General features: G+C 26.4%; 24 protein-coding genes and 3 pseudogenes. 9 read left to right on the forward strand and 18 right to left on the reverse strand.

What is annotated here, in order from left to right; genetic code table 11:
* Positions 1-8: 8 nt before the first annotated feature.
* Both fliL and acpS read left to right on the forward strand, forming a co-directional pair.
* Complete coding sequence (fliL, locus tag SR62_RS06865) at positions 9-545, forward strand: flagellar basal body-associated protein FliL (RefSeq protein ID WP_002855429.1); 537 nt, start codon at positions 9-11, stop codon at positions 543-545.
* Entirely contained in the window at positions 545-892 is a 348-nt protein-coding gene (gene acpS / locus SR62_RS06870) for a holo-ACP synthase (RefSeq protein WP_002860384.1), read from the forward strand. Before fliL ends, acpS begins: the two co-directional genes overlap by 1 nt.
* Here acpS and SR62_RS06875 read toward each other — a convergent pair whose 3' ends face one another.
* From SR62_RS06875 to SR62_RS06885, 3 genes are read right to left on the reverse strand one after another with little or no spacing between them, the layout of a single operon-like run.
* Positions 893-1312, reverse strand: a complete 420-nt coding sequence (locus tag SR62_RS06875; RefSeq protein ID WP_002880391.1) for a hypothetical protein — start codon at positions 1310-1312, stop codon at positions 893-895. It abuts the gene before it with no gap.
* Positions 1309-2670: a cytochrome P450 gene (locus SR62_RS06880; protein WP_002892889.1), complete on the reverse strand. Its 1362-nt coding sequence runs from the start codon at positions 2668-2670 to the stop codon at positions 1309-1311. Before SR62_RS06880 ends, SR62_RS06875 begins: the two co-directional genes overlap by 4 nt.
* On the reverse strand, positions 2667-3788 hold the full coding sequence (locus SR62_RS06885; RefSeq protein WP_002892888.1) for a hypothetical protein: 1122 nt from the start codon (positions 3786-3788) through the stop codon (positions 2667-2669). Before SR62_RS06885 ends, SR62_RS06880 begins: the two co-directional genes overlap by 4 nt.
* Before the next feature lie 517 nt (positions 3789-4305).
* Between SR62_RS06885 and kdsB the strand changes: the two genes are divergently transcribed.
* From kdsB to SR62_RS06915, 7 genes are all read left to right on the forward strand, one after another.
* The gene (gene kdsB, locus SR62_RS06890) at positions 4306-5034 is read left to right on the forward strand and encodes a 3-deoxy-manno-octulosonate cytidylyltransferase (RefSeq protein WP_074484182.1); all 729 of its coding nucleotides are present in this window, start codon (positions 4306-4308) and stop codon (positions 5032-5034) included.
* A gap of 458 nt (positions 5035-5492) precedes the next feature.
* On the forward strand, positions 5493-6179 hold the full coding sequence (locus SR62_RS09185; RefSeq protein ID WP_002893271.1) for a phosphoribosyltransferase family protein: 687 nt from the start codon (positions 5493-5495) through the stop codon (positions 6177-6179).
* Entirely contained in the window at positions 6172-6816 is a 645-nt protein-coding gene (locus tag SR62_RS06900; RefSeq protein WP_002893272.1) for a cytidylyltransferase domain-containing protein, read from the forward strand. Before SR62_RS09185 ends, SR62_RS06900 begins: the two co-directional genes overlap by 8 nt.
* Before the next feature lie 2 nt (positions 6817-6818).
* A complete protein-coding gene (locus SR62_RS09375; protein ID WP_240380805.1) occupies positions 6819-7187 on the forward strand; it encodes a hypothetical protein in 369 nt (122 codons plus the stop codon).
* Entirely contained in the window at positions 7168-7800 is a 633-nt protein-coding gene (locus tag SR62_RS09380; RefSeq protein WP_240380804.1) for a hypothetical protein, read from the forward strand. Before SR62_RS09375 ends, SR62_RS09380 begins: the two co-directional genes overlap by 20 nt.
* A complete protein-coding gene (locus tag SR62_RS06910; protein WP_002893273.1) occupies positions 7794-8426 on the forward strand; it encodes an HAD-IA family hydrolase in 633 nt (210 codons plus the stop codon). The genes SR62_RS09380 and SR62_RS06910 overlap by 7 nt, the downstream gene beginning before the upstream one ends.
* A complete protein-coding gene (locus SR62_RS06915) occupies positions 8423-9301 on the forward strand; it encodes a TylF/MycF/NovP-related O-methyltransferase (protein ID WP_147502320.1) in 879 nt (292 codons plus the stop codon). The genes SR62_RS06910 and SR62_RS06915 overlap by 4 nt, the downstream gene beginning before the upstream one ends.
* Positions 9302-9587: 286 nt before the next feature.
* Here SR62_RS06915 and kpsS read toward each other — a convergent pair whose 3' ends face one another.
* From kpsS to SR62_RS09455, 15 genes and pseudogenes are all read right to left on the reverse strand, one after another.
* Positions 9588-10772 carry a capsule polysaccharide modification protein KpsS gene (gene kpsS, locus SR62_RS06920; protein WP_002893276.1) on the reverse strand — a complete coding sequence of 395 codons (1185 nt, stop codon included), beginning with the start codon at positions 10770-10772 and terminating at the stop codon, positions 9588-9590.
* A pseudogene (locus tag SR62_RS06925) lies at positions 10769-11869 on the reverse strand (capsular polysaccharide biosynthesis protein); the annotation flags it as partial. The gene kpsS and the pseudogene SR62_RS06925, both read right to left, overlap by 4 nt.
* Positions 11870-11916: 47 nt before the next feature.
* A complete protein-coding gene (locus tag SR62_RS09385; protein WP_315968507.1) occupies positions 11917-12126 on the reverse strand; it encodes an HAD family hydrolase in 210 nt (69 codons plus the stop codon).
* Positions 12127-12946: 820 nt separating this feature from the next.
* Complete coding sequence (locus SR62_RS09240) at positions 12947-13231, reverse strand: cytidylyltransferase domain-containing protein (RefSeq protein WP_002893282.1); 285 nt, start codon at positions 13229-13231, stop codon at positions 12947-12949.
* A 23-nt stretch (positions 13232-13254) separates the two neighbouring features.
* A complete protein-coding gene (locus SR62_RS09390; RefSeq protein WP_261791850.1) occupies positions 13255-13386 on the reverse strand; it encodes a hypothetical protein in 132 nt (43 codons plus the stop codon).
* 312 nt (positions 13387-13698) lie between these two features.
* Complete coding sequence (locus SR62_RS06940; protein WP_002893288.1) at positions 13699-13911, reverse strand: hypothetical protein; 213 nt, start codon at positions 13909-13911, stop codon at positions 13699-13701.
* A 119-nt stretch (positions 13912-14030) separates the two neighbouring features.
* Positions 14031-14159, reverse strand: coding sequence for a hypothetical protein (locus tag SR62_RS09395; protein WP_261791851.1), 129 nt, complete (start codon positions 14157-14159; stop codon positions 14031-14033).
* Positions 14160-14499: 340 nt separating this feature from the next.
* The gene (locus tag SR62_RS09190) at positions 14500-14649 is read right to left on the reverse strand and encodes a hypothetical protein (RefSeq protein WP_002893291.1); all 150 of its coding nucleotides are present in this window, start codon (positions 14647-14649) and stop codon (positions 14500-14502) included.
* A gap of 679 nt (positions 14650-15328) precedes the next feature.
* Entirely contained in the window at positions 15329-15700 is a 372-nt protein-coding gene (locus SR62_RS06945) for a hypothetical protein (RefSeq protein WP_187106217.1), read from the reverse strand.
* Positions 15701-15839: 139 nt separating this feature from the next.
* Complete coding sequence (locus tag SR62_RS09195) at positions 15840-15992, reverse strand: hypothetical protein (protein WP_002892999.1); 153 nt, start codon at positions 15990-15992, stop codon at positions 15840-15842.
* A complete protein-coding gene (locus SR62_RS06950; RefSeq protein WP_002893001.1) occupies positions 15989-16993 on the reverse strand; it encodes a hypothetical protein in 1005 nt (334 codons plus the stop codon). Before SR62_RS06950 ends, SR62_RS09195 begins: the two co-directional genes overlap by 4 nt.
* Positions 16994-17002: 9 nt before the next feature.
* Positions 17003-18130, reverse strand: coding sequence for a class I SAM-dependent methyltransferase (locus SR62_RS06955; RefSeq protein ID WP_002893004.1), 1128 nt, complete (start codon positions 18128-18130; stop codon positions 17003-17005).
* 18 nt (positions 18131-18148) lie between these two features.
* On the reverse strand, positions 18149-19627 hold the full coding sequence (locus tag SR62_RS06960; protein WP_002893006.1) for a sugar phosphate nucleotidyltransferase: 1479 nt from the start codon (positions 19625-19627) through the stop codon (positions 18149-18151).
* Positions 19627-20351 (reverse strand): annotated as a pseudogene (locus SR62_RS06965) (class II aldolase/adducin family protein). Before SR62_RS06965 ends, SR62_RS06960 begins: the two are co-directional and overlap by 1 nt.
* Position 20352: 1 nt before the next feature.
* Positions 20353-21628: pseudogene (locus SR62_RS09455) on the reverse strand (HAD hydrolase-like protein).
* Positions 21629-21800: the final 172 nt, after the last annotated feature.

Raw genomic sequence — 21800 nt, forward strand, 5'->3', positions numbered from 1 at the left:
GAAAATTTATGGATGAAGAATTAGAAAACGAAGAAACGAAAAAGAAAAAAGGCGGTTCACTTGTAATTATTATTGTTATTTTACTTTTTGTTTTACTTCTTAGTATTATGGGAGTAATTGCTTGGCTTATTTCAAGCAGTTCAAGTGATGAAAGTGAAGTCAAAGAAGCTCCAAAAGAAGAGGCAAAAGCCGATAAACCTAAGGTTTCAGCCCCTACTCAACGAGGTAGTGATTTTGCTAATATAGGTCCTATGTATCCACTTGATCCTTTTACCCTAAATTTACTTAGCGATAGTGGCTCAAGATATGTAAAATGCACTATAGAATTAGAACAAAATAGCGAACTTTTAAAACCTGAACTTGACAAAAAAGTTCCAGTGATTCGTGATATTATTATTCGTACATTAACAGCTAAAACTTTTGAAGAAGTAAGTACACAAAAAGGCAAAGAACGTTTAAAAGATGAGCTAGTTGGAAAAATCAATGAAATTTTAACCGATGGCTTTATTAAAAATGTTTATTTTACGGATTTTGTAGTTTCTTAATGCGTGTAGGCTGTGATATCATCGCCATTTCTAGGATAGAAAAAATTCATTCTAGACATGGCAAAAATTTTTTGGATAAATTTCTAAGCCCAAAAGAACAAATACTCATTAAAAATCCAGCAACTCTAGCAGGTCTTTGGGCTGCTAAAGAAGCTGCTAGCAAGGCTTTGGGTGTTGGAATTTGTGAATTATGCAGTTTTTTTGATATTGAAATATCAAAAGATGAAAGAAATGCCCCTAAATTAAAATATTCTCAAAAAATTACAAAAGATTTTAATATCACTCAAACTTCTCTAAGCATTTCTCATGATAATGGTTTTGCTATAGCCATAGTGGCTATAGTTTGATTATTTTCCTATAGTTTGCTTGTCTAAATTTCTTGAAAGTATGAAATCTACCACAGGTTGTTCTCTTTTATTTGCTCTTTTACAATGGTCTTTTTGAAAAAAATCTGTGATTTTTATAACAATCCTTGCCCATTTTTTGCGATTTCTTTCACGCCACGCATGAGAAGAAACGCTCTCCCAAGCATAGCCATTAAACAAGCTTGCATTTACAAAATGATCTAAGGCTCTAACACCCTGTCTTGCTCGTGCGGTATTAAAAAAAGTTCCTATAATCACGATAAAAAGATATCCTAAAACTGCTAAAGGTACTATCGCACAAAGCAAAATAGTCCCTGCTAATTTTTCTTTTAAGCTTCCTTTTAAGGTGCGTTTTACACGACGACGAAAATTGGCGCGAATTTTAACTCTAACTCTTTTCATAACTCTCTTTTGCTAAATTTTATCCTCATACCATTAGCCGAACGCACTGTTAAACGCCCTACTACATCAGGTACAAAACCTTCTTCAAGTTCTAGTTTGTAAGTTTTTAAAATATTAGCCAAAATCAAAATCGCTTCTTGCATAGCAAAACCTTGTCCTATACAAATTCTCTCCCCTACCCCAAAAGGCAAATAAGCATCTTTTTTGTATTCTCCTTCAAAACGAGAGGGATTAAACCCATGCGGATTTGTCCAAAATTCTTCATGTCTGTGTATCAGCCAAGGAGCAATCACCACCCCAGAACCTTTTTTAATAAGCTTATCTCTAACTTGGGTATCTTTTTTTGCCTCTCTTGCAAAAAACCCAACAGGAGGATAAAGCCTTAAAGATTCTTTAAAAATATTTGTTAAGTATTTAAACTGTCTTAGATTAGAAATTTCAATAGCTCTACCCTGTAAAACCTGAGTAATCTCCTCATAAGCTTTTTCTTGCTCCTTAGGATAAAGACTAAGCAAATAAAGCGTCCATGTCAAAGAACTTGCTGTGGTTTCATGTCCTGCTAAAAAAAGCATAGCTACTTGATCTAAAATTTCCTCAAAAGAAAAACGCTTATTTGTATCCGCATCCACTACTAAAAGCAAAGATCCTAAAATATCTTCAAATTCCGCATTATCTGTCATATCATATCTTGGTTTTATGATATCACTTAAAACCTGCCTGATCACATCTCCAGCCTTAGCACGCTTACGATCTCCTAATACATAAGAAAGCCATTTTGGAAAACGAAACATACGATGCATAGCTGTATGAACGCTTTGCTCTTGAAAAGTCACAAAGGCATTTAAGATTTTTTTACCTTTTTCCTCATCGAGTTTTGAAGACATAATGGTGCGAAAAATCACATCAGCGGTAATAAAAGTCATAGCTTCATCTACTTCAATAACAGCATGATTTGGATACTTGCTAAAACGATCCATCATATCAGCTACGGCTTCACTCATAAGATTAAACACTTTATTGATACGAGTCATTTCAAAACTTGGACGCAAAAGCTCTCTTTGCTTTTTCCAAACTTCACCATTTGTAGTAAAAATGCTCTCTCCTAAAAGCGGACTTAAAAGCTCATGCAAAAATGCACTTTTAGGAAATTCTCTAACCTCATCAACCATCATTCTTTTAACTTCTTTAGTGTCATTTATAACATAAAGATCAAAATTTGGCATCTTCACATAGCCTGTTTGCATTTTATAACTACGCTCATAAAGTCCATCAAGCCAAGATCTACGCTTTAACAAAAAAGTTAAAAGTGTAGAAGCCTTATTTTTATAAGGTTTTGGAAAAAAGGGACATTCACTCATATTTTTACCTTTTCTTCTAAAAATTTAGACATTATGATGAAAGAAAAAAAATCATAATCACCTTTAACACTAATACTATAAAGATATAAAAAGTGCGCTTTGTTTTTATCTCTTTTTATTTTTTTATACTCATGTTTTTCATATAAAGTGTGAAATTTAGCACTTAAAAATGGGGGTGTAAATTTAGCATTTACACCACTCGTGCGGAAAAAATCCACTTGAGGAAAACATGCTCCATCAATAATCGATGTGTAATCATACCATTTTAAATCAAACCTTGAAACAAATTCAAGCTTCTTTCTAAATTCATCTGCTTTTTTTTGATAACTCACTAAAGGTATGCATTCTCCTAAAGTAAGAATTTTTAATTTACGAAGTAAAGATAAATCTAAATTTTGTCTTAAAATACACTCCAAAACTTCTATACAAACTATAGTTCCAACACTATGCGCTACTAAAATAAGCTCATAATCTTGTTTGCTTTCGTTTTGTTTTAGCTTCTCCACTATAACATTTGCAAAAAGCATGATTCTTTCTTGCATAGCGCCTATTTTTTTATCTTGCCAAGTAGCACAAAAAGCACAAATTCTTGCTATCCAAAATACAGCTAATTTCTTACCTAATTTAAATAAAAAATGATTTAATAAAAATCCTAAAAAACATCCTATGATGATAGCTAAAGAAAAATGCGTATAATTTTGCAAAAAAGCAAAACTTCCAAAAGCTAAAACCAAAGAAAATAGTAAAGAAAATAACACATAAAAAAAAGGATAATAACCTGTGATAAGTTGATAAATCGACTCTTTGCCAAATTTGATAAAAAGTCCTGTGATAGTATAAATTCTAAAAAAACTATAACAATCTGCCAAAGCATCTTTGTAATTTTCCGACCAATTTTTCTTAACAATATCATTCCATGTTAAAAAATGATATTTAGTTTGCACTCCCTCGCAAGAAATTTTAAAAAAAGGAAATTGCTCATTTTTTTCAATTTTACTTAAATCAGCTTTAATGTTAAAAGTATGAGAATAATCTTTTAGGTTTTTTTTAAATAAATCATAATAAAATCTATAACTTTTAGGATCATATCCTGCTATATAAAATACTTCCCTATCCATACAATATTTCTTTTTGCTTTTAATTATAACAACTTTGCTTTAAAAGCTCTCTTAATCAAAGCTTTTTAGTCTTATTTGTCTAATTGATAAGACTAAAATCATTTTGATAAATTGCAAGAGATTGTTTGTTTGCTAATTTTGTCTAATAAAAAATCTTCTTATATTCCTAATCTGTGACTATACAAATGAATTTTGATCTACAGTAAATACAAATCTTTCTTTACTTTGTTCTATGCATTTTAAAACAGTTAAAATATTCGAGTTGTCTTGACAGCATACTTTATTTAATTCTATTTTTTAACAATACGTTTCCTTATAAAATAGATAATTTCTCATATTTTATTAAAAATAAAATATTTTCAACAAAATATAACATATAACCCAAGTTCGATATTATTCAATATTATTTGTATTTTTTTATATTTTTATTAGCCTAAAAATCATACAATAGCTCTTTATATTTTTAAAGAAATAAAAAGTTTGAAAATACTTATTTTCAATTAAAAAAGGGGAAATAATGAAAATTTTAGGTGTAATTCCAGCAAGATACGCATCTACAAGATTTCCTGGAAAACCTTTGGCTGATATTTTAGGAAAGCCTATGATATGGTGGGTATATCAACAAGCTAAAAAATCTGAAAAATTAACAGATTTAGTAGTTGCTACAGATGATGAGAGAATATCTAAGGCTTGTGATAAATTTGATATACCAAATATAACTACCAAAATTCACGAAAGTGGTATTTCAAGGATACATGAAGTTTCGCAAAAAATTGCAGCTGATTTGTATGTGCAAATCAATGGTGATGAGCCTTTAATTGAGCCAAAGATAATTGATCGTATTGTCCCAAAGACTATTCATAAAGGTTTTGTTGCAAATTTAATTTGCAAGATTAAATCCCCAAATGAGCTTTTAGATCCAAGCAATATAAAAATTATTTTTGATTCAAATAAAAAAGCTATCTATATGTCAAGAACTCCTATACCTACTCCTTATAAGAGTTTGAATTTTGATTATTATAAGCATATTGGAGTCTTAGCGTATGCAAAATCCATGCTTGACTTTTTTGTTCTATCAAAACCATCAAAGTATGAAAAAATAGAAGGTTTAGAGACTTTAAGATTTATTGAATATGGTAAAAATTTTTATTGTATTGAAGTGGAAAATATCAAATCTTTATCAGTGGATACACCAAAAGATTTAGAGAAAATCAGAAGTATTTTGCAAGTAAAACAGAAAGCTTAAAGAGAATGTGTATAATTTTTAGGAATATCAATGTTTAACAATCGCAAATTTTTATTATTTAGCAATGATGATTTAATAGGGATAAAATTTCAAAAATATTTCAAAAGGTATTTTCCAAATCAACTGCAAGCTTATAATTATAATGAACAATTGTTTAGTCGAATTTTCAAAGCATTGATTCTTCAAAAATAGAATATGTTATTATCAATTCCCTTGAATCAAAAAAAGAATTTACAAAAAGAATAGTAAATTATTTTTCTAGATTTGCTAAAATTATTATCATTCAAAAATCATCAAGAAATACTTATAGAACATTTAAAAACATTATCCTTGTTAAAATTTCTAATTTTATTGGTTTTAATGATAAGATTGATGAAATTCAGAGTTTAGGAAATGCGGAAATTTTAGTTGATTATTTTGTAGAAAGTATTGTTACTAGCATTAAAAATGATCATATTTTGATTAGTTATGATGATTTTAATTCTCAAATTATATCCCACAAACAGCAATTTTGTTCTTTAAGGCTTTTATATCAAGGAGATCCCAATGAAAATGTTTTTTCAAATAATGTTGGAAATTTTCGTATAAAATTAGGAGAAATATTAGCTAATTATATTGACAAAAATTGCCTCAGTGAGGTCGATTATATAGTTCCAGTCCCTTCTAGTGGAATATTTTATGCCGTAGGATTATCAAAAGCTTTAAAAATTCCAATGTTACCTGCGCTTAAAAAAATTCAAGTTAGCGAGAGAGCTTTTGAAATTCAAGATGTAGATACTCGAAAAAGATATTTATATGATAATATGGAAGTAAATTTCGAGTTGATAAAAAACAAAAATATTATTTTAGTCGATGAGGCTATTTTCACAGGATCTACTTTGAAAGTAGTTTGTGATATATTAAAAGATCATAATGTTTCTAAAATATATCTTGCCATCCCATCTCCAAAATGTTTTACCCAATGTGACTATTTAGTTCAACCCAAAAGAACATTGCTTTTAACAAGGATTGATGAGTCGTATTTATCAAATTATTTTAATGTAAATTCTGTTGATTTTTCACCCTTGGAGCAATATGTTAAAATTTTAAAAATGATCAATGGTAATATATGTTATGAATGTTTTTTAAAGGAGAAAAATGTTTAGTGCAATAATCCCAATTAGAAAAAAAGATAAGCAATTAGAAATTTTTGAGTGCAATGATTTTAGTCTATTAGAGCGAAAGATTAGAGATTTTAAAAAAATTGATCTTATTGATGAAATTATCGTTGCTAGTAATTCTTTAGAAATAAAAAAACAAGTTGAGAATTTTGATGTAAAATTTTATTTAAGAAAAGAAGAGGAAGTGCAGGATAACTTGGAATTTTTTATTAAAAACCTTGTTTTAAATATTAAAAATCAATATGTGATATGGACATCTTGCTTTAATCCTTTTATAAACGAAAAAATTTTTTCTGAAGCCATAGATGAATTTTTAAATTTAGATTTTAATATCTATGATTCTTTAATTACTTGTGCAAGACTCGATAAATTTATTCTAGATGAAAATGGTCCATTAAATTTTAAAACAGGGCATTATCACATCCATTCTAGTAATTTACCAAAGCTTTATTATCTTGTTAATGGGTGTTTTATTATCAGTAAAACTTTAATGCAAAAATATAAATATCATTGGGGTAAAGTTCCATATAAAAAAATTTTAAATCGTGATTCAGTTTTTGAAATTAAGAATGAGGAAGATTTTTTATTTTTTAAGCAAGTTTTAGATAGAAAAGGGAAATAAAAATGAATAACATCAAAATACTTGATTGTACCTTAAGAGATGGCACGCATATCAATAAAGGAAAATTTGGCAAAGAAAATATTTTAAGCATTATCAAAAATTTAGTTAAGGCCAAAATAGACTTAATTGAAGTAGGATTTTTACAAAATACCTTGTACGATGAAAATTCAAGTATATTCAGTGAAATTAAATATATCGATGAAATATTAAGTCAAGTAGAAAAATCACAAAGCAAATTCGGAATGATGCTTCGAACAGATAGGTGTGATTTTGATAAACTAAAAGGATCTGATTTTGTAGATTTTGCAAGAATAGCCTTTTATAAAGAGCATTTAAAAGATCTTGTAAATTTTGCAAGATTTAAATTATAGTGTTTATTTAAATCCTATAGCGATTACTAAATATTCTTTTGATGAAATTAAGACGATTTTAGAAGCTATTTTACCTTTAAAACCAAAGGGCATTTCTCTTGTGGATACTTTTGGAGCTTTACAGACTGATAGTTTTATAAAACTTATTAAATTTTTCAATGAGATAATACCAGATGATATTGCAATAGGTATTCATTTGCATGAGAATTTATCTTCTTCATTGTCTCTTGCATTACAAGGAGTATCTTTACTTTCGCATAGAAATATTATCATCGACTCTTCTGTAGATGAAATGGGAAGAATTCCAGGAAATTTGCCAACAGAACTTATTGTAAATCATATTAATACTGATAACAAATACAATGTAAATCCTTTGTATGATTTAAATGATATTATCAAAGAATATAAAAAAATCAATGAATGGGGATATAATCCTATATATGTTCATTCTGCTATTCTTAATATCGATAGGACTTATCCTGAATACTTTAATACTCAAGGATTTTCTACTTTAGAAAATATTATTTTGCAAAATGAAATTAAAAGATTGGGTTATGGTTATAAATTTGTTCAAGAAAAAGCAGATGAAATTATTAAAGATAATCCATGCTAATCATCTTTGATTTTGATGGAACATTAATCGACCCTGCTCAAGGTGTGATTAAAAGCATCGATTATACTCTTGATACTTTAAATTTAGGTTTTTTAGATGAAAAAACTAAAAAATCATTTATCGGACCTCCTATTTATAATTCTTTAAAAAATACTTTTAATTTAAGCGATGAAGAAGCTAAAAAAGCTACAGAAATTTTTAGAAATATATATAAAGAAAAATTTCTTTATGAAGCACAAGTTTATGATGATATTCCAAGACTATTACAAACACTTAAAGCATATAATCATCAATTAGCTATAGCAACTTATAAAAGACAAGATTATGCAGAATTGATTTTAAAGTATTTTCATCTTGATGCATATTTTGATTTTATTAAAGGAGCTGATTTTAAAGGTAAGTTAAATAAAAAAGATATCATAAGATTATGCTTAGAGAAATTTAATACAAATGAAGCAGTTATGATAGGTGATACCACTCATGATGAAAAAGGTGCAAAAGAATTAAATATAGATTTTATAAGTGTGTCTTGGGGATATGGTTTTAAAAAAGGTGAAGCAGATGTGAATCATGTTTTGGAAATTTTAGAGAAAGTTAAAGAAATTAGAGAAAGGATTGTAAAATGAAAAAAGCTTTAATTTGGGGAACAGGACAAGTTGCTGTGCAAACTCTTTGGCATATTGAATCAGATTATGAGATTATAGGTTTTGCAGAATCAGATCCAAGAAGATTAAAAAATAAATATATCAATATAAATAACGGGGGGGGGGAGGATATAAGAACTTATAAAATTTATCCGGTAGATGAATTGCCAATTTCTCAAATAGAAAAAATATTTATTGCTACAATGTTTGATAAATATATAGAAGAAAGAATTGAAAAGCTCAAACAATTGGGTATTTCTCAAGAAATATTCGATTATACTTATACCTTTGTACCATTTAATTCAAGATTAAATTTTATAAAAACTCTTTCTATGCAATTTCAAGAAAAAGATATCAAAGGTGCTGTGGCGGAATTTGGTGTATGGAGAGGAGAAACTGCAAGATATATTAATGAGTATTTTAAAGATGATATATTTTATCTGCTTGATACTTTTGAAGGATTTAATGAAAAAGATATAAAAAAAGAAACAGGTTTAGCAAAACAAGCAAATACAAATGATTTTAGTGATACTTCGCTAGAATTTGTAAAAAATTTAATGCCGTATTTGACACAATGTCGCTTTATAAAAGGATATTTTCCAGAAAGTGCTATTCAAATTTCTAAAGATGAAAAATTTAAATTTGTAAATATTGATGTGGATTTATATCAACCTATTTTAGAAGGTTTGAAATATTTTTACCCAAAACTTGTAAAAAATGGTGTTATTTTAGTGCATGATTATTTTCACCCTTACTATACAGGAACCAAACAAGCCGTAGATGAATTTTGTAAAGAAATGAAACTACAAGCACTTCCAATAGGCGATGCTTTTAGCGTAATGATTGTTAAAAACTAAAATTTTTAAGAAGTAAAGAATCTTTTTAATTCTTTATTTCTTCTCAAACTCCTTTTTCAACCTAAATGCATCTTTAAAAATAATTTTAATATACCCTTCTCTACATTAACATTATCAATAAAAGATAAATTATATTAAAGAAAATATTCTCTACTATATTTTTATTATTATTAAACTGCAAACTGTTTAACCATATAATATTAATTTAAGTAAAAAAATAAATTACTTTAAACATTTTTTCCCAATATAGTAATTTGCATTTTGCATAATACTATTTAATTTAGTCTTATTTGTCTAAAAAGAAATTTTTATAAAAATTACCGTTGAATTGATTAGTTTGTAAAAGATATTTCTTAAAATTACATACCAAAACAGGATTGGGTTTATAAGCATGAGCTTCACGCCAAAAAAATTGAAGTTTTTTTGGATAAGATAAACCTTCAAAATCATAAAAAGCATTGCCACAAACCTTAGTCGGACAGCCTTCTAAAATAGCACTAAGGCCTACTGTTGAATTTATAGTAATACAACCTAAAGCCTTTCTTAAAAGAACTGGTAGGTAGGTATCATGAACATATAAAACCCTTCCCTCTACATGATATTTTTGACTTAAATCATTTATGAGTTTAGAATAATTCTTATAACCCCTATCCATAGGATGGTGTTTAAAAACTAGATAAGATTTAGCTCTTGCATGATTTGCAAAAGAAAGTATGGTTTCCTCTATAAAGTGCTCTATGCTTTTTTTGTAATGATATTTAATTTGCGTATCGCTATAAACTTGTAAAATCGCCAAAAAGTACTTTTTTTCTAAATTATAAATCTTTTCATTTAGTTTTTTTTCTGTAATCTTATAAAGATACTTTCTATATAATGATCTAAACCAAAATAAAAACTCAAAAGGATATAAAGTACGATGATGAAGTTTGTTGTTAAAAAATGGAGCCAAAATAAAAGCAAACAACCAATACAAAAAAGCATCAAAAGCCATAAATTTAAATCCACCTGGAATTTCTTTTATGCTTTCTTTGGTAAAAATATTTTGAGAAAGATAAAAATTTTTATCACGCGGTAAAGAAGAATTTGCATTCACCCCATCTTTTTCCAAAGTAATACAATAAGGCCTTAAATATCCTTCTTCAAAAATCCATATTTCAATTCCTAATTCTTTAGCCACTTTAATAGCCTTAGCATGGATAATACGACAATCATTATACATTAAAATAGCATCGATTTTTTTGCTTTGAAAAAAATCTCTATAGAAATTTTCAAGATCTTTTTCATCGCACTTACACCTCGTTCCACTAGGATAGAAAAAAAAATCTCCACCGTTAAAATTGAGTTTAAAAACTTTGGTTTGTTTTTTTTCCATTTTTATTGCAAGATGATAAAAAAAATTTCCCACAGGCCCTTGCAAGAGTAAAACATTTTTACCGCTAAATTCTTTTTTAATTTTAGTGCTAAATCTCATTTCTTTGCTAAAAATTCATAAAATCTTCTTATTTTTCTAAGCATAAAAGTTTTAAAATCTATTGCCAATTTTATATATTTTTTTGAAAAATAAGCTTTTTGTAAATTTAGCATTATATCTAAACAAACTTCAATTTCACATAAAGTTTTTGTTTTAGGATTTATATATCTTGGATATGTGATCAAAGCACCTGCTACAAGCTCCTCTAGGCTTAGTTTTCTTGTTCTTCTTTCGCATTTATGTTTATCTTTTGTTAAACCCCAGCCCGCATAAAAAGGCATACCATAAGTAAAAACTTTTTTAGCTCTTAAAAGAGCATCAAAACCACTTGTAGAAGTAATAGTGTGAATTTCATCAGCAATTTTTATAGCACTATCAATACTGCAATCTTTTACAATCTCATCACAAAATTCCAAGATGAGTGTTTCATCTTTTAAACCCACACGGTTGCCACTTAACACATCAGGATGGGGTTTAAAGATGATATAAGCATCTTGATTTTTAGAACGTACCTCCTTAAGCAAATCAAGAGTAGATAAGCCAAAACCTCCTAAAATCATCGAAGCATCATCTTCAACTTGGGCGGGGATTAAAATAATTTTTTGTCCTATTTTGGTATTGATCTTTAAATTTTCATGCTTTAAGCCATTATATTTTGAAAAGCGGTTCTCAAGTAAGATTTTTATAATATTTTTTGCCCTATTTAGTATATTTTCATCAAAAATTTCATTTTGCAAAAGCTCTTCTAATTTGCTTGCTTTATTTGGATCTATGTAAAGTCCTTTATCGTCAACGATTAAAGAAAAAGGGCGCGTAAGATCAGAACCTAAAGAAATTGAGCGGATAAAACCATCTTCAACTAAAGAAATTTTAGGAGTAAAATTAGTTAAATTTTGCTCTTTTGTCTTTGTTAAAAGCAAATTTTTAAGAGTATTTTCATCATATTTTTTACCCCAAATAAAGAATTTATCATTTTCTTTAAGTTTATATCTAGCTAAAGATTTTAGAGAATTTAAAAAAATAATTTCATTATCTTTAGCCTTAAAAAAAGGCTTGATAAAATGCCTTTTCCATAAAGTAAAACCTAGCATAAAAAATCGTTCTTTTTGCAAAAAAATCCTTGTTGTGATAAAATAAGATAAAATTATAGCAAATAATCAAATTTTTCTACGTAAACTTTTGACATATCTTTTAATCTAGGATTTTTATATCCATAAAAATCAATTTGATTTAATTTTGCTGCTTCAAAATCATTTATACTATCACCAATTAAAATGGTTTCGTGTTTTTTATAATTTTCTTGAAATAAAAAATTTTTTACGAGTTTAATCTTTGGTGTTGGAGAGCCGTGAATCGAATGAAAATATTAATTAATTTGAAGTTTTTGACATAAAAAATTTAATTCATTATGTTCACTGCCTGATACAATATAAAAATTGTATCTTTTATAATTTTTCTGAATAAAATTTACACTATCTAAAATAAGATATTTACTTTTTATAAGCTCTTCTTTCATGATTAAACTAAATTTGTCAGCATAATTTTAAATTTCTTTGTCATCAATATCTTTTTAAAATTTCATTAAAAAAATACTTTATATTATGGAATCTAGATAAGCTGCCATTGATTTGATGATAAATAATAAGTTTTTCTACTAAATCTTTATCAATTTTTTTAAAATTTCCCTAAAGCCATAATCACGAATTGTTAAGCTATCAACAATAACACCATCAAAATCCCATAAAATATTTTTAATCATTTTTGTTTACATTACTATCAATTTTTTTATAATAAAAAGGAATCAAAGCCTTCGCAATTTCATAATCTTCATATTCATCAATATCAATACCTGCTATTTTAGAAACACAAAAATTTATAGAGACAACGACCTAAAAAATAACCTTCTTGTAATATACTTTCTCTATCTCTTATATACAAGCCATTTGTAACTCGAAAGACATTTGGCAATTCTTGACTTATAGTATGATTTTATCAACTTTATAATTTAAAGCTTGAATATCATTCTAAAAATATTCTTTAAGTAAATTTGCTGAAAATAAGAAATCATTTTTTCTTGTTTTTATGCATTCACCATAATAGCTCTCAAAAGCATTTTTATATTCAAAAGGAGTCATTAATGGAACAACAGCTGTAGTCCAAGCAATATGTGAAAATTAGATATCTTTTATAATTCTCACTATCACTTCGCTAAAACTTGCTTTATGAGCATCGGCCAAATAGAAATCTCGATGATGAATTTGAACTTTATTTTTTTGTGCTATTTCTTTAAGAATGTCATTTTCTGTACTAACAAAAATATTTTCAGATGGCATAACTTCAAGTAACTGTTTAATCTTCCATTCTAATAGATTAGTATTGTCAAATTTAAGTAAAGCTTTATTTTTAATTCTTGAACTTCCCATTCTTATAGGTATTACAACAGCTAAATAATCAAACATTATATATTCCTTTTAAATATTTATCAATCTGATATTATGTCTTTTCTAAAATACATAGTAATTAATTCTTTAGATATGGCATAATCATTTATACTTTTAATCTCTAAAGATGAAAGATTATCAAGCTCAAATATTTTAAAATTTTCCAAAACCAAGCTATATGCTTCAAGGGCTTTGCTCCCTTTAAAAAATAAAACAACCATTTATAATAATATAAATGGGTTCTATATTTACTCTAGGTAAAAAATCATTATCAAAATTTAATTTTTTATTTTTATATAATACATATTCTTGTATTTTACTAACACTAATCATGGATTCTAAATTATCACTTAAAAACCGGTTGTACATCTTCTGATAAATATTTACATTGATAAAAGGTGTAGTTGCAATATATCCAAAGAATATTTTCATATTGAAGATTTTCTATAATTTTCATAGCAGAATAAATATATTTTTTCATTGCTTCACTCTATAAAATTTACTTTATAATCTTTTGCAATTTTTTGAATATTGAATCCATCTGCACAAATATAAATCTGATCTTCATTAGCAAATTCTTTACACTGTGAAATTTTCCACTCTAAAAGGGTAGTATCTCCAAATGGTGCAAGATCGCCTTTTTTATGATATCGATTATATTCTTGCACAGGTATTATAATAGCCAAATCTTGTTTCATTGCATCCTCCTTTTTAACTCAGGCAATCTTTTAATTTCAGAATCTATTTGTAAATCATTAAATTCTTTTTTTTGATAAAATATATAATTTCTCAAATTTTAAAGATTCTCTGATAGCATCTATGCTATCCAAAAAATTCTCACCTTTCTAGTTTCAAGCTTATAAATTTGTTTTTTAAGTTCTTTATAATGTATATTGATATTTTGTATCGTTTTATTTGAAACACTGCCACCCACAGTAAAAGTCACTCCCATTTACTTTCAAAGCAATCTGTTTTAAAACATCAAAAATAAAACCACTATTAGGTGTTATTGAATCATCAAAATACGAAGCACTTAAATCAGATCTACCAACTGTAATATTATCAAATCTACCCTTGCCAAATGTAATATATCATCAATATTCTCAATTGCTGTTCTAGTTTCTAAATTCAGCGTAGTATGAGGCTTAAATTCTCCATAAAACCGATCAAGATTTCAAAAAACTTAGTTGCACCAAATTTGCTTTCAACCATAGGAGCTATAATACCAACAACACCTATCTCAAGAGCATCTTTAATATCCCTATTTGCCTCAACTCCACCTATCTTTAAAAATAATTTAACATTTGTCTTCTAAGCCTTATGAGATCTCTAAAAGCACTCTCTTCGGCTTCAAATTCTACTTTAATTCCTTGAAGATCGTATTGATCTCTTAGTCTACAAAGTTGATTATAGAGTTCATTTTCTATTTTATACATACACATACCTTCTAAAATTTCTTCTTAAAAATAACTACTAAAGCTTTCATTTTTTAGATTAATAAAAACAAAAAATACAAATTGTTAATAGTCTGTTTGAATTGTTTCTACTTGAAAGTTATTTTATCTTCAGGCAAGTATGATTATTCTAGCAACTAACACTCTTTCGAAAAAGTATATTTCGAATGATAAAGAATCTATTAATTGCATCTTAAAGAAATTATATTCCATCTTAATTTTATCAAAATGGTATTTAATAGTAATAGTAAATCTTTTTTATCCCATCTGTCAACATAGATGACAAATATAGTTTAATTTTTTACGACCTTTAAATTATTAAGAAGCTAATTTTATTGTACTGATTGATTCTTAATGAAAGTTTTACGAGAAATTATCATAAATTTACACAAACCATAGATATAAATTATTTGGAATCAAAGTTTTTCACAATTCTTAAAGCAAACCTAAATAAGAGAACTAAATATTACGATATTAAAAAATAATAAAATATTTGCAATACAAAAAACACTGTAAATTTAGGTTGTAGCGATATATATTTTACCGAGAATTCAAAAAACAAATTTATATATCTTCGAAAAAACATATAAATAAAATATTAAATCCCTAAATATTATTAAATTTAGAAAAATATTTCAAAAACTCTAATTATATAAAATTATTATTTCTTTAATTTTCTAATCTCAAATATAAATTTAACATATCCCCCCCCCCTTTTTTTTTTATACCAAGTTTTACTTGATTTGATAAAAGCTTGTCCTAATTTATAAGATAGATGATTTTGAATACGAGCTTTGGCTGTTTTAAATTGGATTTGATAATTTAGATTTTCAATGTTCTGTTTTTTTCTAGATAAGATTGTATTATTAACATTATTAATAATGGTAGTAGTATTAAAAGCCAAAGCATCAATTTTCTTTTCAAGTTCATTAAATAAAACTACATTTTCTATAGAAAGTTTTACTTTAAACTTCTGCTCTAATTCATATTTTCTAGCTACTAATTCCACAGGGGGAACATCAAGACGATGCATTTTAAGATCTTTGATCTTTAGTTTTCCTGCTGCACTTAGCTCTTCTAGTACTTCAGCTGTAAGATTGTAGATGTGTTGCCATGGAATGTAATAATTAGAACCAAATCTTCCAGTATGAGATGATTTTACATAATTAATATCAATTTTTTTTTACAAACTGATTTGGCATACAAACATTACTATGTTTTAAAATATAATCCCTCATACCATAAAGAACACCTGATTTTTTACATAATAAAACTGGAAGAATAGCTCCACTACCAGCTTCTGAAATAAATATATCAGCTTTCAAACAATAAACTGATGCTTTTTTATACTAAGATTATTTAATGAAATAACCTCAGTTGCAACTTTTTTTAATTTATTTATAAATGGCAATATCAAGGGATCTAGATTATTTGACATAAAATTATTTTCATAACTTCGATTACCATCAATATAAACACAAATATTTTTATAACTTTTCTGCAATTCTTTAAGTACTAAATATATAGCCTCAAACTGATTCAGCCAAGTTTTCATTTCACCATTTCTCCACACCATACCAATCCAAATAATAATATTATTATTTCTTAAATCAAAATCAAAAAATTTATCATATTGTTTAATTTCTTTGTAAATTTCCTCCCTTGAAATATCAATTTCTCTAACATATTGATTTTCAACAGAATGAATACTAACTGTATGTGGATAAATATAAACCAGATTTTTATCTGAACTTAACCTATTTTTTAATTTATTGGGAATATAAAATAAATTGTAATCTAAAATTTTCTTATCACATTGTATATTCATACAATAACATAACTTATCATAAAAAAAATGCCATGGAGTAGGATGATTTATAATAAATCCAAAATCAACTTCTCTATATTTAAAAACCTCTGATGATAAAGATTCCAAACTGGAAATATCAAAAATGTTATCAGAGTATGGAAATCTTATTATTTTATCTTCAACTAATATAAAATCAATAGCACTTCTCGTTTGAATTATAATCCAAAGAAATCTATTTGTCTTATCATTAAAAAAAATATAATTTATTTTATCATCTTTACTCGAAAAAGAATAAACTGCTTTTGTCCAAACTGGATATAGAGGATGAAAAAAACTTAAATAATTTTTCATAGCTTTTTTTGTCCAAAAATTACAAATTTCTGTAGTATTCTTTTGTAACATTAAATTATAAATTTCCAGAAGATCTAATGTTAATATTTCTTTAGAAATTTCATGAAAAGAATTTATACCTTTTTTCATTAATTTTATAAAATACATAACACTATTCATGTCCATTGTTTCACCCTATATTTTCATAATAAATATTTTATATTTATCTAAACTTTTTTCAATCTCATCATTATAAATTCCACAATTTAAGATCACTAAAGCATTGTGATCATTATTTAAAATTTCAGGAGAATCAACATATAAATTTGTTCCATATAATCTTTTTTTATGTTTATTAGGATTATTATCTAATATCATTTTAATTCTATCAACCGCCAAACCTCTATAAATTAAATATTGACTAAAAATATGAGCTCCAAAAAGATAAATATTTTTAGTTTTACCATTTTTTAAAATTAAATTTAATTCTTGAATTTTGGAATTATAATATTCTTGCATTTGAAAAAATAATTTCCTATTCTCTTCATATTCATTTTTTAAAACAAATTTATTTAAAGAAATATTATCATCCTTTTCAACGCAATAAAAAATACTATGATCATAAAAATACTGTTTTACTTTAATTTTAAATCGATGTTTAGATAATAAAAATTCTATAGCAGCTTCCGTTAATAAAATAGTATGTTCAAAACTGAGATAATTTATCCACTTATTCTCTAAATATCTTTTTAAATTAGGAATTGAAAATATCATTCTCCCCCCCCCCTGCATAGAAGAAGAAATACTTTCTAAAAAATCATTTGGCTCATAAATATGCTCTAAAGTATGCGAATGTATAACCGTATCATAGTTATGATTCATCAAATACTCTTTTTTAAAAAAAGATTTTATATAATTTATATTAGATATTTTTTCACTTGGATTAGGCTCTACAATAGTCCAAAATAATTGTTTTTTATCAAGACAATGTTTAGCAAGTTTCCCATGTGCACCTCCTATTTCCAAAACATTTTCTGGATCAAAAGTTAACACAAATTTAGCAAACTCTTTATGATGATTTTGCCAAATTTGCCCAACAGCACCAGAGCCATGCTCTTCTTTGTATAAAATTTCCAATGGAATCAATTGTCTTAGTTGAATTATACCTTCTTTTGAAATAACGATTTCTTCTTTAGCAATTAAATCATTGCTTATATCATCTAGAGTACAACTGCAAAAAATAGGATAAGAAATTTCTGATAATTTTTCCAATTTTGCATCCCCAGAAACAGCACAACAATTTCGAATTTTACACTCTAACATTTTAATTTCCTTCTCATTCTATAACCAATAACTATTTTCCAAATATTCGCTTGGAGTTCCAAAAGAAAAATAATTGTCAAGTAAAACGTAGCAAATTTTATATTTACCAAGCATAAGATTAAAAACATTGTCTATAAAAAATTCATCATTAACTTTTACTTCTTTTTCAAACATTTCATTGATATGCGAAATCAAAGTTTGATTATTTTTAAAATAAAAGCTTCCTATCATAATTAAATGACTATTTTTAGCTCTGTGCTTCACACATATTTCCCTTATAAGTCCTTTTTCATCACCATTTACCCAAGTAAAATAATCTGGATTGTCGTAATTAAATTTAGAAGCTTTAGCAACAAAAATAATCGCATCAGATTTATCCTTCAACTTTTTAAAATCCGATGTTATATGCTTAGCAAGCAAATCACAAGGCAATATTAAAACTTCATCTTTTAAATCTACGCAAGATTTTTTATAAGAATACGCTGCACCTATTTTATTCGGCTTAACATATCTAACTTCAGTTTTTATATTTTGCCAATATTTTTCATGATCTTGTGCTCCAACGCAAATAATATTTGTATGAACATTCTCCAATTTTTCAATAATATTATTTATAATAGTTGATTGGCCAAGTGGTAAAAATGGTTTAGGTTGAGAAAAATTTAAATTTAAAAATCTTTCACCACGACCAGCTGATAAAATTACAGTATTGTTTATATCAGTTTGTTCGTTTATTAAGTTTGTGCTTATTCTCAATTTTTCTTTAACATATTCAAAATCTTTTGAAGTGCCAAATTGATAAAACTTCTCTACAAAAGGATAGCAAAGTACCTTTTGAAGATAATTATTTGTTATTGATAATAAATAATTATCACCATTTAGCATGTCAACAGCGGCAATCTGTTTTTCTATAGCTTCAAAAACTATTTTTAAAGATTTAAAATAATAAATTCCGCTAGAGTGAAATTCATTAAATTTATCTTTAGAGTAATATTTTTCTATAACTTTATATACAGTATTGCTTTTATCATATACTTTACATACCGCATAAACATTCTCAACTGGTTCTAGATGTGGATGATAACCCGTATAACAAGGAATAATACCTTGTGCTTCATTATTCTTTTTAATAAAATCTAAAAAATGTTCATAGTTCCATTTTTGACCAAAATCACAATAGCTAACAATTACAGGCTCATCTAAAATTTCATCTAAAAAATCTCTTACGCCAATTAAAGTTCCAGCTGGACCAAGCTTTAATCCATCATAGACTATGACATTAGCATTTAACTTTCTGCTTGTTATGAAATTAATAAATTTATCCTGCTCTTCTTTTCTAGCAATAAAATAAAATTTATCTTTTATTTTATCAAAGCAATTTACCACAAAATCTAAAATACAATCATTTTCATTTACTTTTATAAACGGTTTTAACTCTTCATAACCAGCTCCCTTAAAACGCTTACCTATTCCAGTAGCTGGTATAATAATGTTCATTATTTCTCCTTATCTTGCATACACCTATATCGGTATTTTTCTTCTGGCATATTAATTAAATTTTTAATTTGCATTGCGCTAATTTCAGATAAATTTAATTGTTTTTTTCTAGCAATATTTTCCATTGCTTCTCTAAATAACCACAACTCAAAACTTTCAACATCTATAGCATCATCAGGTGTAAAAATATTATTATTTTTTTCAAAAAATTCATTTTTTAATGTTTGACGAAGCATAAATAAATCTTCTAGTATTTCTGAAAATATAATAACTCCATGATTTCTCTTAACATTACTATTCCTTTTTGCTCATAATGATACTTTTTAGATAATTCTTTACATAATTGTTCTCCAGGTAAAATAAAGTCTATGCATTTATAAGTAAATTTAAAATTTTTATCACAAAGATATGGTAAAATATACACTGGATGATAATGAACTACATATTTATTTTGAATTATTCTATGCATTCCAATCTCCATTGAAGGCTTTGTTATATTGCCTATTTTATTACTGAAATAAGTTCCAATATTATTCTCATTTTCTAATATGCAAATTTTGTGTTCTTGTTTTAAATCTTGACCAGAGGCTTTTATAATCATATATTTATCATTTTTTATTGAAATATTACCTCCTTTAGAAGGAGTATCTAAAATATTTCCAAAAACCTTAGATATATTATAATACTCTTTAATTAAACAATGCAATTCTTTATTTATTTCCATTTCACTTTACCCAACGATTATTTATAATTTTTGACATTATATCTTTAATAGTATCAATTAAATTATGATATTCACCTTCATAAATATTTTGCAAGTTAACACTTTTTAAAATACCTGAAAGTTCTATTTTAAATTTCTTATTTCTTATCGTAATTAAAAAATTTGCATTATCTTTTTGTTTATATAAATAATACAGATAGTCTTTTTCTCGTTTTTGGATAGAATTAATAATTTTATCTAATTTATATCCACGTTCTTTTATATCTCTTTGTATTTTTTGATTGTCAGATTCATCTGAATCTATAAAAATTTTAATTTTTACAAAATCACCAATAACCTCTTGATATAAAGTATGCAAACCTTCAATAATTACAATATCCAAATCCTTTGTTTTTATCAGATCTGATGTCAAAAAATTACCAGAAACATGATCATATAACGGAATACATAAATCATGAATATCTTGATATATACATTTAATATCTAACGCCAATTGAATAAGATTGTTCCCCTCTGGATTATAATGTGTTATTCTCTCCCATACAAGTAGAATACCTATCAAATTTATGGTAACCATCAGCACCAATTACCATACAATCACAAACCGATTTAATAGCATTACTAAGTGTAGATTTTCCAGATCCACTTTTACCAGATATAGAAATTAATAATTTTGAACAATTATAAGGATAATACTTTATATCATAAATACCTAGATCATCAGCTATAGAATCTCCTATCATTACAACCTTATCTTTTGATCCAATTTTAGCTAATTTAAAAGCTCTATCTATTAATTTTTTATGCGGCTTTTCCACTTCAAATTCTTCTGAGCAAATTAAAAAATCAAGCATTAAAGATAAATTTGCATAATTAAGCTTGTTAATTTGTTCAATAAAATAAAAATTAGTAATAGCTAAAATCTTTCTATCAATACTTTTAGCATAAACTAAAAAATCAAACATTGTCTTATCAACTTTAATGTTATAGAGAAATTCTTGTGTGTATAGCTCAAACATATTTTTAGCCTGAATAAAATGTATATTTTTCTCTTCGCACATTAATTTAAAGTATAATTCTTTTTTATGATGATTTACAGATAAATCTCGAGCTTTAATTTGCATTTTTGCATATTCATAATCTTCCATCAAAAAATTATATTTTTTTAAAATATTTTGTAAAGCTTTGTTATGCGCATAAGTATAATTAAATAAAGTATTATCAATATCTACCATAATAAGTTGATATTTATCAGCCAAATACTTAAAATTGAACATAAGAACTCCAAAGCTCCGGATTTTTTGTACATACTGAAAAACCATTTGGTAAAACTTGAAAAATTTGTTGTATTAAGACTGTATAAGATAAATTATAAAGCTCTGGTGATACTATAATGGGCTCTAATTTTTTATCGATACTTTTATATAAATTGTTAATAAACTTAGCATA

The sequence above is a fragment of the Campylobacter sp. 2014D-0258 genome (assembly GCF_008000495.1).
GTDB lineage: Bacteria > Campylobacterota > Campylobacteria > Campylobacterales > Campylobacteraceae > Campylobacter_D > Campylobacter_D jejuni.